At 66.0% G+C, this 11,870-nt stretch carries 12 protein-coding genes; all 12 read left to right on the forward strand.

Annotated elements, in window-relative coordinates; genetic code table 11:
- Position 1: 1 nt before the first annotated feature.
- A complete protein-coding gene (locus ACOGJB_RS12560) occupies positions 2–679 on the forward strand; it encodes a hypothetical protein (protein ID WP_419837455.1) in 678 nt (225 codons plus the stop codon).
- Positions 676–2,382 carry a phosphoenolpyruvate--protein phosphotransferase gene (gene ptsP / locus ACOGJB_RS12565; protein ID WP_419837456.1) on the forward strand — a complete coding sequence of 569 codons (1,707 nt, stop codon included), beginning with the start codon at positions 676–678 and terminating at the stop codon, positions 2,380–2,382. Before ACOGJB_RS12560 ends, ptsP begins: the two co-directional genes overlap by 4 nt.
- Entirely contained in the window at positions 2,379–3,887 is a 1,509-nt protein-coding gene (locus ACOGJB_RS12570) for a BglG family transcription antiterminator (protein ID WP_419837457.1), read from the forward strand. Before ptsP ends, ACOGJB_RS12570 begins: the two co-directional genes overlap by 4 nt.
- 247 nt (positions 3,888–4,134) lie before the next feature.
- Positions 4,135–5,202, forward strand: coding sequence for a PTS transporter subunit EIIC (locus ACOGJB_RS12575; protein ID WP_419837458.1), 1,068 nt, complete (start codon positions 4,135–4,137; stop codon positions 5,200–5,202).
- A 170-nt stretch (positions 5,203–5,372) separates the two neighbouring features.
- Complete coding sequence (locus ACOGJB_RS12580) at positions 5,373–5,702, forward strand: hypothetical protein (protein WP_419837459.1); 330 nt, start codon at positions 5,373–5,375, stop codon at positions 5,700–5,702.
- Between the two features lie 86 nt (positions 5,703–5,788).
- On the forward strand, positions 5,789–6,178 hold the full coding sequence (locus ACOGJB_RS12585) for a PTS sugar transporter subunit IIA (protein ID WP_419837460.1): 390 nt from the start codon (positions 5,789–5,791) through the stop codon (positions 6,176–6,178).
- A 21-nt stretch (positions 6,179–6,199) separates the two neighbouring features.
- Positions 6,200–6,463: an HPr family phosphocarrier protein gene (locus ACOGJB_RS12590; RefSeq protein WP_419837461.1), complete on the forward strand. Its 264-nt coding sequence runs from the start codon at positions 6,200–6,202 to the stop codon at positions 6,461–6,463.
- Position 6,464: 1 nt separating this feature from the next.
- Positions 6,465–6,767: a hypothetical protein gene (locus tag ACOGJB_RS12595; protein ID WP_419837462.1), complete on the forward strand. Its 303-nt coding sequence runs from the start codon at positions 6,465–6,467 to the stop codon at positions 6,765–6,767.
- Between the two features lie 147 nt (positions 6,768–6,914).
- On the forward strand, positions 6,915–9,989 hold the full coding sequence (locus ACOGJB_RS12600; protein WP_419837463.1) for a hypothetical protein: 3,075 nt from the start codon (positions 6,915–6,917) through the stop codon (positions 9,987–9,989).
- 129 nt (positions 9,990–10,118) lie between these two features.
- Positions 10,119–10,484, forward strand: a complete 366-nt coding sequence (locus tag ACOGJB_RS12605) for an NADH-quinone oxidoreductase subunit A (RefSeq protein WP_419837464.1) — start codon at positions 10,119–10,121, stop codon at positions 10,482–10,484.
- Positions 10,485–10,505: 21 nt separating this feature from the next.
- On the forward strand, positions 10,506–11,129 hold the full coding sequence (gene nuoB / locus ACOGJB_RS12610; protein WP_419837465.1) for an NADH-quinone oxidoreductase subunit NuoB: 624 nt from the start codon (positions 10,506–10,508) through the stop codon (positions 11,127–11,129).
- Positions 11,130–11,131: 2 nt separating this feature from the next.
- Positions 11,132–11,851, forward strand: a complete 720-nt coding sequence (locus tag ACOGJB_RS12615) for an NADH-quinone oxidoreductase subunit C (protein WP_419837466.1) — start codon at positions 11,132–11,134, stop codon at positions 11,849–11,851.
- Positions 11,852–11,870: the final 19 nt, after the last annotated feature.

Genomic DNA, 11,870 nt, shown 5'->3' on the forward strand with positions numbered 1-11,870 from the left:
CATGAGCGAACAGTTTCCGCTCCGGATCTCGGCGATGTTCCGCTCTGGCATCTCGGGTTATGTCAAGAATCTCTTCCCTCTCACGGCCGCCGCAGCGGTCACCATTGCCGTCTTCGGTGTTTTCCGCTTCTGGGCGCAGGTTGCGAGCGACGACGGCAAGACGTTTCAGTCGATCGTCTTCGATCTCGTCGGGCTGGTGCTCGCCGGAACCGTTTCGCTGCCGTGGTTCGCCTATGCCCTCGACGCTGCCCGCGGCAAGCAGATCGACCTTGCCGCGCCGTGGCGCAGCGGGGCGCAGTTCGCCGCGCAGCTCGTGTGCGCGATCTTCTTCTGGGCCGCCTTCATGCTCGGCTTGCGTTATCTGGCAGGGATCCCGTCGATCCTTGCCGCCCTGTTCTACGGCTTCTACGGCTATGTCGTCGCCGATCGAGCGGCCAAAGGAGGTCTGCGGGCACTCGGCACCAGCGTCCGACTCGGCACCAAGCGCCGCGTCGCACTCTTCGCAATCTTGGCGCTGTTCGCCATCTTCAATCTGTTGGCTGCGATTCCGCTCGGCTATGGGGTGTCGGCGCTGACGGTGGTGCCCACGCTCGCCCTGCTGACGGTGACGGCCAGCATCACGCTGGTGGGGGGAGCGTGCCTGTACGACGCGCTGACGGAGCGATTGGGCGAGCAATGAGCGAATCACCTGAGGTCAGGCTCAGCGGCACACCGGCCTCGTCGGGCGTTGCGGTAGGGCCGGCGATCGTCATCGACTCCCAAGCCGTGGTGGTGCCGGATCTGGAAGATTCAGCCGACGCGTTCAGCGAAGCGAGCGCGGCGGTGAGTCGACAGCTCGCAGCGATGTGCGAGACGGCCCGTGCGGCTGGGCGCACCGAAGCTGGTGATGTCCTCGAAGCCCAGGCGCTGATGGCACAGGACCCGATGCTGGCCGATGCCGTTGCTGCTGCCCTGGGCGACGGCGCGGGCCTCGGCGCGGCGCTGCAACAGGCTCGCCAGCAGATCGAAGAGCTGTTCGCGGCGATCGACGATCCCTACATCGCGGCACGCGCCCAGGATGTGGTCGAAGTCACCGAACGGATCAGCCGATGGCTCGCCGGCGTCGACGTGCCGGACTTGGGCCAGATCACCGTGCCGTCGGTGCTCGTTGCACGGGCGCTCACGGCAGCCGACACCGCTGCGCTCGACCCTGCTTGTGTCCTCGGCTTCGTGACCGAGGCCGGCGGGCCCACCTCTCACGTCGCCATCATCGCTCGATCACTGGGGGTCGCGGCCGTGGTGGGCGCCGCCGGCATTGTCGAGCGCACGCGCGCAGGTGACCCAGTCGCCATCGACGGCGCGACGGGCGACGTCGTCGTCCACCCGACCGAGGTGACGGCCGAGGCCTTCGCGGCACGCCGCGAGGCCTTCGAGGCAGCCGTCGCTGCCGCCGAGCAGTACCGCGGGATGAGCGTGGCCCTCGGTGAACATCGGGTCGACGTGCCCGCCAACGTGGGTTCCCGAGACGACGTCGAGCGCGCCGTGGAGGCCGCGGCCGATGGCATCGGCCTGCTTCGCACGGAATTCCTGTTTCTCGACCGGTCCGATGCCCCCGGCGAGGAAGAGCAGTTCGACTTCTATTCCTTTGCCGGCGCCAGCTTCAGCCAGCCCGTGGTGATCAGGACGTTCGACATCGGCGGGGACAAGCCCGCGCCCTACCTCGGCATCGCCGCGGAGGAGAATCCGTTCCTCGGTGTGCGCGGCGCGCGCCTGTACAGCAAGTTTCCCGAAGTGTTCGAGACGCAGGTGCGAGCAATCCTGCGAGCTGCGGCCGACACACAGATCTGGCTGATGCTTCCGATGGTGTCCACGGTGACCGAGATCGGCGTCCTGCGCGACTGGATCTCCGAGATTGCGGCCGAGTTGACGGCCCACGGCGTCCGCCACGAGATGCCGCTGATCGGGATCATGGTGGAAGTCCCCTCGGTGGCACTCGTGGCCGACGCCGTGGCGCCACATGTCGACTTCTTCTCGATCGGCACCAACGACCTCACGCAATACGCCATGGCCGCCGATCGCACCAACACAGCGCTCGACGAGCTCCAGGATCCGCTCCACCCTGCGGTGCTCGCACTGTGCGAGCGCACGGTGGTCGCGGCGAAGCGCCACCGCATCAGCGTGTCGGTGTGCGGACTCGCTGCGGCCGACCCGCTCGGTGCGGCTGTGTTCGCTGCCATGGGCGTCGACAAGCTCTCGGTCAGCCCGAGAACGGTCAATCTGGTGAAGTCGGCGATTGCGTCGACTGATGCGTCGAGCGTCGACTCGATGGTGCGCGCAGCACTCGCCGCCGCAACGGCTGACGAGGCTCGCCGCATCATCGCCGACCCATCCCGCAGCCCATGACGGCTCTGCTCGACACCCGCGCGCTGCGGATCACCCGGTGGCTGCTGCAACAGGATCAGCCCCGCAGCACGGCCGCACTTGCATCGGATCTCGGACTGAGCCAGCGCGTCGTCCGCTACCGCCTCGACCAAGTCGAGAGGTTCCTTATCGGGTGCGGCGCGGAACTGGCGCGCAAGCGCGGCCAAGGGCTGCTCGTCACTGCCTCGCCCGATGTTCGCTCCAGAATCGCCGCAGATATCCAGTCGTTGCCAGAAGTGCCGCGGGTCTATGCGCCGTCTGAACGGGTCCGGATTCTCCTCGCTGCGCTGCTGTGGGAAGCGCCCGACGTGGTGTCCCTCGAAGAGCTCCATCTGGAACTGGAAGTCTCGAAGACCTCGGCCCGGCGCGATCTGCAGAGCTGCGAGCCATGGCTCGAACGCAACGGGCTTCCGCTGGTGCGACGCGCAGGTCAGGGAATCTCTGTTGTCGGCACCGAGCGACGCATCCGCCGCGTCACCGTGCAGCTCATTCTCGAGGCAATCCCTGAAGAGGTCCTGCACCTGCAACTCGCTAAGGCTCCGTCTGCCGCTCAGCAGGCGACCGCTCGGGTACCGGTCGGCCTGCTGGAGCGGATTTTCACGCTTCCGTTTGCCGAGACCGCTGCAATAGTCAGATCCAGCGCGCTCGGCCAGACCCTCACCACGGGTCGCAGCGATGCGGTCTTTGCTCTGTACCTGGCGGTCTCGGTCGCCCGGATTGAAGCCGGGCGCAGCGTCGCACTCGACGCCGGCTCGCATCGCTCGGCGATGGACCATCCCATAGCCCGCAGCGTTGCGACCATCGTTCCGAGCTTGGAACGGCTCGTCGGCGCCAGTCTGCCCGCCGCGGAGGTCGCAACAATCACCGAGTACCTTCTCGGACTCGATGCCCTCGACACTGCGCGAGCAGGCTCGGAATCGGTCGGTGACGATCTCCTCGACGAGATCATGCGTCTCGCTGGTGACAGGCTGCACACCGCTCTGGTCGACGATTCCGAGCTCAGGCGGGGACTGGCGTCGCATCTCGAACGTCTCGGCGTCCGGTTGCGCTACGGGTTGCCGATTCACAATCCGCTGCTCGACGAAGTGCGCGAGCGCTATCCCGATGTGTACGTCGTGGCTGGCGAGATGGCGTGGTTGGTCAACGGGGCGATGGGGGTGGCGATCTCCCCCGACGAGATCGGCTTCATCACCATGTACCTCTCGGGTGCGATGGAGCGGGCCAGGTTGCGGCCGAGGCGCCGTGCCCTCGTCGTGTGCCCGAGCGGGATGGCCACCGTCTGGGTGCTCGTTTCGCGGATCAAGTCCGAGTTCCCCGAACTGGATCTCGTGCAGGTCCTGTCCGAGCAAGGCTTCGAAGAACTTTGCCATGACGACTTCGACTTGGTCATCTCGACGGTGCCGCTTGGACCAAGCGACGTGCCGGTGGTGGTGGTCAGCCCCCTGCTGTCGAACACCGATGTCGCCCAGGTTGCCGCGTACGCCTGATCCCGCGGCTGTCGAGGCCAGTCGCCGTTCAGACGTCACCACCGGCCGATTGCAGTTGCGACACAGTGCAGCGCGCGCGCCGAAATGTCGTTGCTGCGCGGTGCCGTATTGGCAGTAGAGACGGGTGGACCCCAAGGGCAAAGATGTTCCCATCGCCTGAAGCAAGGGGGTTCTACGAATGCTTCAACGTGTCCAACGTTTTGGCGGGTTCTTGTCGAGCATGGTCATACCGAATATCGGTGCGTTCATGGCTTGGGGGTTGATCACCGCTCTGTTCATTCCGACGGGCTGGCTAGCCAAGACCAACCTCGACTGGGATTGGGATGCCTTAACCGGCAACATTGTCGGCCCGATGATCGTGTACCTGCTGCCAGTGCTCGTCGCGTACACCGGTGGCAAGCTGATCCACGGCCACCGTGGAGGCGTGCTCGCCGGAGTTGCCGTCCTGGGTGTCATCGGGGGTGCATCCTTCGAATTGGCATCCGGTGCCTCGGCCGACAACGTGCCGCAGTTCCTCGGTGCAATGATCGTCGGCCCGCTTGCGGGTTATGTGATGAGGGAAATCGACAAGTACCTGGAGGACAAGCGTCCTGCTGGCTTCGAGATGCTGATCAACAACTTCTCGCAAGCCATTGCCGGTCTCGGCTTGGCCCTGCTCGGCTACTTGGTCATCGGGCCGATCACATCGAACATCGCCAACGCATTCGGCAACATGGTCGAGGGCATCAGCGATGCCGGCTTGCTGCCGCTGATGGATCTGCCGATCGAGGTCGGCAAGGTGCTGTTCCTCAACAACGCCATCAACCACGGGGTGCTCACGCCGCTGGGCACCACCGACGTGGCGGAGACCGGCCGCTCCATCTACTACATGCTCGAGTCGAACCCCGGGCCTGGCCTGGGGCTGCTGCTCGCGTACTGGTTCGCCGGCAAGGGGTTGGCCAAGCTGTCCGCTCCGGGTTCCATCATCATCCACTTCTTCGGCGGCATCCACGAGGTGTACTTCCCGTATGTCCTGATGAACCCGGTGATGATCGGTGCCATGTGGGCAGGCGGCATCGTGGCCGACATCGTGTTCGTCATCTTCGACGCAGGCCTGACCGGGCCGCCGTCGCCGGGCAGCATCTTCGCCTATATCTCGTTCTTGCCGTCCAGCGGCGGGGCAGTTGCAGGCGTGTTCCTCGGCATTGCGGCTGGGGCTGCGGCGGCGTTCGTGGTCGGCGCGATCCTATTGAGGCTGTTCCCGGTCCCAGAGATTGACGACAGCGACGACGACACCTCGCTCGACGATGCGATGGAGGGCGTCCCGCTGAGCTGAGCTACCGCGGAGGTTGCGCCGACCCCCAGATGGGCGCAGCCTGAGGGGGCCGGGGCGGTTCAGGATTGCTGAGCGCCCCGGTCCTCCTAATCTCGTTGGCGCCGTTTCCCTGCGTGCTGGGGCGTACGGGGGGCGGCACCAGTGCTTGAGGTACCGACCGGAGGTCAAAGATGACGGAGCGAGTCACCAAGACAGCGAGCGACGTAAAGCTGATCGTGTTTGCCTGCGAAGCAGGGATGGGCAGCAGCCTCATGGGAGCGAATCAGCTGAAGAAGCTGGTCAAGAAGGCAAAGCTCGACATCGACGTCGTGCATCGGCCCGTGGGACAGCTCTCAGACGATGCCGACGTGGTCGTCGTCCATCAAGGTCTCGCGAAGCAGGCGAAGGAAAAGGTTCCCTCGGCGGCCATCGTGCCGTTCGTCCTGTTCATGAATGACCCGTCGGTGAAGCAACTCGTTGCGACGCTGAAGGCCGGTGATCCGGTCGTGTCGAAGATCTGAGCCCTGGCGTGGACGGCAGCGCAGACGGCGGGCTTGGGTCTGTCCTGACTCGAGCGGATGTCGTGCTCGGGTGCAGGGCGAATGCCATGGACGAGGCCATCGAGCACGCGGGCAACTTGCTCGTGAGCCGCGGCTCGGTCACACCTCCCTACGTCGAGGGGATGAAGCAGCGGGAGCGGGTTGTCTCGACCTATCTGGGCAACGGTGTCGCCCTGCCCCATGGGGTGAACGAGAGCAAGGACTTCATTCGGTCAACGGGGATCGTGGTCGCTCAGTATCCCGAGGGCGTCGACTGGGGGCCGGGCACGGCCTATCTGGTGGTCGGGCTGGCGGCGGTCGGCGACGATCACGTGCGCGTCCTGTCCCAGCTTGCCGAGATACTGCAGGACACCGAATTGTGCGAAGAGCTGGCGCAGACCGGCGATGCCGACTTCGTCTACGACCAGCTGAGCGCTGCACCCCCCGACGACGATTGACGGCAGGAACTGGAGATTTCGATGGACTCAGTGTTCGCCGAGGTGGTCATCACCAATCCCCATGGCCTTCACGCCCGACCTGCTGCGGTCATGGTCGAGAGGCTGAAGAGCTTCGATGCGGAAGTCAGAATCGAGGCAGGCCAAAAGACGGCCAGCGCCGCGAGCATCATGAGCGTGCTCGCGCTCGGAGCGGGAACCGGTGACACTGCACGTGTTCACTCCCAGGGAGCGCAGGCGCAAGCCGCACTTGAGACTGTCGTGGCCATTCTCACCGAGGAGGAGTGACATGAGCCGACTCGACCACGAGGCACTCGTTGCATCTGTGGCGGAAGCGGTCGGGGCGTCAGCCGATGCCTCGGGTGCGGCCGATCTCGTCTTCGACAAAGGCTCCATCGTTGTCGCGGCGAGCGCCGACGACTTGAAGGGCGCCTTCAAGCGTGTGAAGAAGATCGACGGCTACCGGTGGGTGGCCATCAACCGTGCCGACCTGTTCGGCGCGAACCCGCTTTCGCTCGGTTCCAAGGCCGGAATCATCGACGCCCACGGCGAGATTCTCAAGAACGCAGACATACCCCGCCGGAAGGTCTGACCGCGCCGGGCGGCACTGCGACTGACGAGGCAGTGAACTCGCGCGATGCGCAGTGCACATGGCGACGCTCCATAGAGTGGACGGCTCAGACGCAGAAGCAACCAAGACCAGTGTTCGCAGGCCGTCCTGAACGAGCGGAACGCTTCGATGCCCGAAGGCAAGCTCCACGAGCACGACTTCAATGCCGCACTCGCGGAAGCGATGAAGCGGATGCACGCCGACAACCGCATCAGTTTCCGCCACGAGCGCGTCGGCGTGCTGAAGCCAGTCTCTGGGGGCAGCTCGCGCCGCGTGGACGTCCTGGTACGGGCCGAGAGCCTTCTGCCAGTTGCCGTCGAGGTGGAATACAACCGGTCCGGCAGTTCGCCTGACCGCGACGCCGCGGCGCGGCTCGGTCTCGAGCTGGCCTCCGACGGCCGTGTCATCTCCTCGGCGATCTCGGTGCTGGCGCCCCCGCTCGCCGAGCAGTGGAAGGACCACGAAGACGCCGTGAGCCGCCTCGTGGGCGGGGCGCAATTGCAGTACGCCGTCCTCTCGCGGCTCGACGGTACGGCCGAACCCGACCGCTGGCCGCGGACAGGCTGGCTCACCGGCACGGCCCAGTCGTTGGCCGAACTCGCCGTCATGGTTTCCGTTCCGCCGGGACAGCTGGAAGTGGTCGCATCCGACGCTGCCGACAAGATGCGCGGTATTGCAGAAGACCTCGACGCAAACCTCAGCGACGACGCCAAGCTCCGACTCGCAGTCGCCATGGGACGGCCGTCAGGCTCGGACAGCCTCAACGTGGTCGGCGTGGTGTGGCTGAACGCATTTTTGTTCCAGGACCGGATCGCGCGGTCGCACGACGATGTGCCGAAGCGCTCCGAGGCAGCGCCCGACCTCAATCCGATCCCCCACTTGGTCGCGCAGGCTTGGGAAGCGATCCGTGCCATCGATTACCGATCAGTGTTTGACCCTGCGGCCGATGCCTTGCGCATCGTCGAACGAGATGTCGGGACCGCGCTCACTGCTGCGTTGCTCGGGCGAGCGGTGCTCATTGCAGGTCGTGTCGAGTCGGGTGTGCTCGGTCTGTTCGACATCGGCGGCGAGTTGTTCCAGCGTCTCATCTCGGACAGGTCCGAGGCGGCGAGCTATTACACACGCCCCGAGGTCGCAGAGTTCCTCGCCCACATCACGGTCAATGACAGCGTGCGGCTTCCGCAGTCGGCCCGCTCGCTGGCACTCGGCGAGTCAGACCGGCTGGGCGAGGTATTCCGCATCGCCGACTTTGCCTGCGGCACAGGGACGCTGCTTCGTGCGGCGTACCGGAGGGTTCGTGCGCTCGCACGCGTCGCGGGAGCGCAGCCTGAGGGCTTGGCCGCGTTGCACACGCATCTGATGGAGCACGGCTTCTGTGGCGTCGACATTTCCCCGATCGCGGCCCATCTGACTGCATCGGGTCTCTCGAACATCGAGCCGGGTGCCGACTACCGTCACACCAATATCGGTGTCGCGCCTGTCTGCGGGCCGAAAGGAGCGACCGGCTCGGTCGAGTACCTGGCCACTGAAGAACTTGCAGACCTGTTCGGCTGGGACGCGTCGGCGGCCGGCACCGCGCCGCGTGATGGCGCCGAAGCGGATGCACAAGGTCTGTATGCCCCCAACGAGCGTTTCGACATTGTGATGATGAACCCGCCCTACTCGCGCACACGGGGTGGTCAAGCGCTGTTTGACATCGCCGGCGCGACCGACGCCGAGCGCACGAAGGCCCAGAAGCGGGCCGCGAAACTGGTGCGCGACACGCCCGCCAATCTCAAGGCGGGCCTTGCTTCGGTGTTCTGCGAACTGGTGCGCCAGAAGCTCAGCCCTGGAGGACGGGTTGGCATTGTGCTGCCGATCACAGCCGCGGCGTCACCGACGTGGGCGGCAACGCGGGCCATGTTCGAGACCCACTTCGATGACCTGTTGCTGGTGGCATTTCCGGGTGCCACCCGAGGCGGCGACAAGACCCTCTCCGCTGACACCGCCATGGGCGAGATGATCATTGCAGCCACCAAGCGCTCTGAGCCCCGCGCTGATCTGGCCGCGGCCGACATCATGACGGTGGCGCTTGATGAGCCGTTCGCCAGCATCGCCGTGGCAGCCGAGACCGGCCGATCTGTCGATGCCGCGATTCGCGGCCGCGAGGAGCAGCGGGACGGCAACGTCACCGTGGGAACTGCGGTGGTAGGCCGCTGGACGGTGCTCCCGGCTGCCGAGGGCGGCCCGTGGGCCGCAGTCGGGGCGGAGAGCTTCGGTGCTGTGGCTGTCGCGGAGCGGCTGACCCGGCGAGGCGAGTTTGTGCCGCTCGATGCGCACGAGCCCGTCTGCGAGATCGCCATGACGACCATCGGCGAGTTGTTCGAGCTGGGTCCGACGCACCATCGCATTGGCCATGTGGCGGGCAACGAACCGATCGGCGAGTTCGAGCTGTGGCCGATCACCGACGATCACGTGCGAGCCGACGTGTCGCTGTGGGCATCCGACGCGGACGCGCAGACCAAGCTGACGGTCGATCCGACCCACTACGGCCTCGCCGTAGGCCCGAGACTCGCAGCGGCACGCGAGCGCGCCATCGAGCAGCTGCGGCGCAGGCTGTCTCGAACCAACGGCGGCGTTCCGGGCGAGCTCGCAATCGCCGCGGCTGTGGCGCAAGCCGAAGCCGCCGAGCGAGCCCGCGCTCAAGCTGTGCTTGGGGAGATGCGGCGCTGCCGGTCGACGCTCTTCTACCAGCGAGGCATCTTCTGGCCGTCGCAGGTCGCGCTTGCCGCGGTCACCGACATGCCCGTCATGGGCGGGCGCGCGTGGTGCGCGCTCTTGCACGACGACCCTGCCGTGCGCTTCGGGTTCGCCGTCTGGGCGAACTCGACCCTCGGGATGGTCGTCCACTGGTCGCGAGCGCAGCGCCAGCAGCACGGGCGCAGCAGCGCACAACTAGAAGGCATCCGTCTGATGCCGAGCCCGGACTTCAGGGACACCTCGATCTCTGCCGCAGCCCGTGAATTGCTGGAAGACAAGCCGGAGCTCCTGCGCACGACACTCATGCCCGCTCGTGACGTGTACCGCGACCCTGCCCGTGCGGCACTCGATGAAGCGGCAGCTCGCTTGCTGGGAATCCCCGATGCAGAGTCGCTGCGCGACCTCGCCCGTGACTGGTGCCGCGAACCGTCCGTCCACGACGGAACACCGCCCGTCCTCGAGTAGCTGCCGCAAGCGACGCCTATCGGTGCGCATGGGGTGCCGCCGGGCGAGTCTCGCCGCTGGATTCCGTGGCCGTGAAACGATGACAGCGAATCGGCGCAGGGTGGCGTGAAGTCGCTAGCGTTGCGGTCCGTGTCCGACCTCTTGCGGAGCTATCTGACTGTCGCGATCTTCGGCACAGCGGCAGTCCTGATGGCCTTCACGATGTTCGGCGTCGCACGGATCCTGCGGCCGCAGCGACCGACGCCCCAAAAGCTCATCGCGTATGAGAGCGGCGTCGATCCAGTCGGCAGCGACTGGACTCAGAGCCAGATCCGCTACTACGTCTTCGCGGTGCTCTTCGTCCTGTTCGACGTAGAGGCTGTGTTCATCTTCCCTTGGGCGACTCGGCTCGAGGTGTATGCCCTGTTCGGCCTGGTCGAGATGGCGATCTTCATCTTCATCTTGGTGCTGGGCCTGTTCTACGCATGGCGCAAGGGCGTCCTGCGCTGGGTGTGAGGGGCTGAAGGAAACCGCACGATGGCACTGGTCGACAAGGTCAAACTGCCCAAGCCGCTCACCTGGCTGCTGAACTTCGGCCGGGCACGCTCGCTGTGGGTGTACCAGTGGGGTCTGGCGTGCTGCGCCATCGAGATGGGCGCCGCATTCGGCTCGCCCCGATACGACGTCATGCGCCTGGGCGTCATCCCGTTCCCGGCCAGTCCGCGCCAGGCCGACCTGGTGGTGATCTCGGGCACCGTCACCGACAAGATGGCCCCGGTCATCCGGCGCCTGTACGAGCAGATGCCCGAGCCCAAGTACGTCATCTCGATGGGTTCATGCGCCAACTGCGGCGGCCCGTACTGGGACAGCTATTCGGTCACCAAGGGCGTCGATCAGATCATCCCGGTCGACGTGTACGTGCCCGGCTGTCCGCCACGGCCCGAAGCGCTGCTCGAAGGCATCGTGCTGTTGCAGGAGCGCATCCAGCGCGAAGACATCCAGGAACGCTGGCGAGGCGAGCCGATCGTCGTCCCGGCCTCGCCGGGAGCATCAGGTGCAGCGCCGCCCTCGGCACCAGCATCGACACGTGTGCCGCCGACGGCGGGAGCATCGGGCACAGCGCCGACCTCGGCAACCGCCCCAGCGCAGGTGCAGGCGTAGCGATGACGGACACGACCGACGACGCAGCAGCGCCCGGCGACGAGGCCCGCGAAGCACTCGCCGCCGAACTGTCTGGGTTGCTCGGCGATGCGTTGGTCGAATCCCACATCGAAGCAGGCGAGAACCTCTGGCTTCGCGTCGAAGTCGAGCACTGGCAGGCCGTGATGGCTGCGTTGCGCGACGCTGGGTTTGCCTACTTCGGGTTCCTGTCGGCCATCGACTGGACCGATGCCCCCGAAGGCCGCTACGAGGACACCGAATTCGATGCCGCAGGCGTCGGGACCGACGACGACGAATCTGCCAGCGCCACTGCCGCCGAGACTGTGCGGCGGGGAGGCGGCGAGACACGCTTCCAGTTGCTGGCGCAGCTGCACTCGCCGGCCCGTCACGCCGCCGTTCTCATCAAGGCCGACTTGTCCGACGTCGACGGTGTTCCCGCGTCGGTTCCGTCGATCATCGACATCTTCGCCGGCGCCGACTGGCACGAGCGAGAAGCGCACGAGATGTTCGGCATCGTCTTCGACGGTCACCCGAACCTGGAGCACATCTACCTGCCCACCGAGTTCGAGGGCCACCCGTTGCGCAAGGATTTCCCGCTGCTGGCCCGATCGGTCAAGCCGTGGCCCGGCGTGGTCGACATCGAAGAGATCCCGCCCGAGCTCGAAGCCCAACTCGAAGCCGAAGTGATGGCCGAGTTCGAGGCGTCAGGAGCGGGCGCATGAGTCCCGATTCCGTGGCACC

This window comes from Candidatus Poriferisodalis sp., assembly GCF_965208895.1.
In the GTDB taxonomy this organism is placed as follows: Bacteria; Actinomycetota; Acidimicrobiia; order Acidimicrobiales; family Poriferisodalaceae; genus Poriferisodalis.

Coding starts and splice junctions, on each gene's coding strand:
- ACOGJB_RS12560 (WP_419837455.1), top strand. CDS start 2: ATGAGCGAACAGTTTCCGCTCCGGATCTCGGCGATGTTCCGCTCTGGC.
- ptsP (WP_419837456.1), top strand. CDS start 676: ATGAGCGAATCACCTGAGGTCAGGCTCAGCGGCACACCGGCCTCGTCG.
- ACOGJB_RS12570 (WP_419837457.1), top strand. CDS start 2,379: ATGACGGCTCTGCTCGACACCCGCGCGCTGCGGATCACCCGGTGGCTG.
- ACOGJB_RS12575 (WP_419837458.1), top strand. CDS start 4,135: ATGGCTTGGGGGTTGATCACCGCTCTGTTCATTCCGACGGGCTGGCTA.
- ACOGJB_RS12580 (WP_419837459.1), top strand. CDS start 5,373: ATGACGGAGCGAGTCACCAAGACAGCGAGCGACGTAAAGCTGATCGTG.
- ACOGJB_RS12585 (WP_419837460.1), top strand. CDS start 5,789: ATGGACGAGGCCATCGAGCACGCGGGCAACTTGCTCGTGAGCCGCGGC.
- ACOGJB_RS12590 (WP_419837461.1), top strand. CDS start 6,200: ATGGACTCAGTGTTCGCCGAGGTGGTCATCACCAATCCCCATGGCCTT.
- ACOGJB_RS12595 (WP_419837462.1), top strand. CDS start 6,465: ATGAGCCGACTCGACCACGAGGCACTCGTTGCATCTGTGGCGGAAGCG.
- ACOGJB_RS12600 (WP_419837463.1), top strand. CDS start 6,915: ATGCCCGAAGGCAAGCTCCACGAGCACGACTTCAATGCCGCACTCGCG.
- nuoB (WP_419837465.1), top strand. CDS start 10,506: ATGGCACTGGTCGACAAGGTCAAACTGCCCAAGCCGCTCACCTGGCTG.
- ACOGJB_RS12615 (WP_419837466.1), top strand. CDS start 11,132: ATGACGGACACGACCGACGACGCAGCAGCGCCCGGCGACGAGGCCCGC.